The 1,622-nt window shown below is 42.2% G+C and carries 1 protein-coding gene and 1 pseudogene; both read right to left on the minus strand.

The annotated features are described in order from the left end of the window. Positions 1–38 precede the first annotated feature (38 nt). The gene (locus tag DXC01_RS19620; protein ID WP_118699663.1) at positions 39–290 is read right to left on the minus strand and encodes a transposon-transfer assisting family protein; all 252 of its coding nucleotides are present in this window, start codon (positions 288–290) and stop codon (positions 39–41) included. Continuing rightward, a pseudogene (locus DXC01_RS20830) lies at positions 287–1,622 on the minus strand (DUF3849 domain-containing protein); the annotation flags it as partial. The gene DXC01_RS19620 and the pseudogene DXC01_RS20830, both read right to left, overlap by 4 nt.

The raw sequence follows: 1,622 nt of genomic DNA on the forward strand, positions 1-1,622 counted from the left end.
TTTCTCAACCTTCTTTCTCGGAATTCCCTATATTTGAATTATACAAGAAGCTCCTCTTCCAGTTCCATTTTATATTCTTCCAGATCCATAAGAAAAACCTCATATCCTTCATCACTCATGCAGAACAGTTTTCTTATGGTATTGCAGACAAGCCCGATCATATCTGCATCGCCTTTCAAAAAAGGAATGATATGGTCGATTGCCTCCATTGTGTCATTTCGGTTTCCTTTATCAAACATTGCGGTTACTAAACATTCATCCGCATCAAAGTTCATCGCCAGATCCATCATAATTCCACCTCTCCCTTCTTATGTGTCTTGGATTTTTCCGTTGTCTTATTCTGCTCCTGTGCTTTTGCCCTTGCCTGAAAATCTTTTAAAGACTGCAGCACAGACTTCTTCACTTCACCTTTTGCTCTGCTTGCAGGTTCCGCTTTTTGTGGCTGGCTCTGACTTACAGATACCGCCTGCTCTGCCCTTCTGTCTGCCGTAATCGCAGAAGGTTTCTCTCCACTTTCTATTACTGTTTCTGCCGCATGTTCCGTTTCCTGCACCCTTCCATGCTTTTCATCCAGATACTTTTCCATATCTGTGATTGCTTTCTGCACCAGAGGGCTTTCTTTATAGTGTGGAATCATATCTATCAGATCACGCCGTATCCGGTCTGCACTCATCAACTCATATTCCCCAGAATAATCTTCATCACCATCTTGCAGATCAAATCCGATTTCTTTAATCCCATGCAGTCTCTCTGCTGGGATACTCTCATATATTTTAATGGCTTCTTCTAAAGTGAGGTTATTATGGTACTCTCCCATGACTGGAAACTCCATGCACTCTGCGACATAAAAACTGATCGTGGCTTCTGGCTGTTCCTGCTCCGGCTGTTTGTCAAAGATAGAAAATCTCTCTGCGTCCTCCAGACGTGAAAGTAAAGAATGGGCAGTTATAATATCGCTGTCTATATCGGATTCTTCAGATACCTCAAGCAGCCAGTCCTTGACAGCCTCTGTTTTCTTATTCAAAATATCCTCCGTGAGTTTCTCCACCTGTTCTTCTCTATTTTCAACCGTATCGTTATACTCATAGGTATCAACGTCATAGCTAAAATTATCCAGATCCACGGCAAGTTTTTTAATCTCCTGCTGGTCAAGATATTTTTCAGATTCTTTTATATACTCTGCCAGAGTGATTCGCTCCTCTGCAATCGGGTTAATGTCCACCTGGATTCCTGCCATCGCTATGCCGGATTCATTTAAGGCATTGAAAAAGCTATCTTCTCGAATATCACCTTTATAGGAAAGAACCACATCAAGGTCAGAATCTTCCCGGTAAAGGTCTTGTCTGCTTCTGGAACCATACACCCTTGCAGCAAGCAGCTCTACCTCTTGTTCCATTCCCATATCTTCTAATACTGCCTGTGCATGATACAGGACACCTCTTTCAACTTCTGCCCTGCTCAGGCTATTTAATGCCCGTTCATTTCTTCCAATCTCCGAAGTCGCACGAAGTTCCCCCTCCTGCAATAAATCCTTAGAGTGCTGGATCGTCATTTCTTCAAATTCTTTATAATCCACTTTGACACATTCCATGTCATCCATTCTTTCACTTTTAAGGATTTCA

This window comes from Blautia sp. OM07-19 (genome assembly GCF_003481595.1).
Lineage (GTDB): Bacteria > Bacillota > Clostridia > Lachnospirales > Lachnospiraceae > Blautia_A > Blautia_A intestinihominis.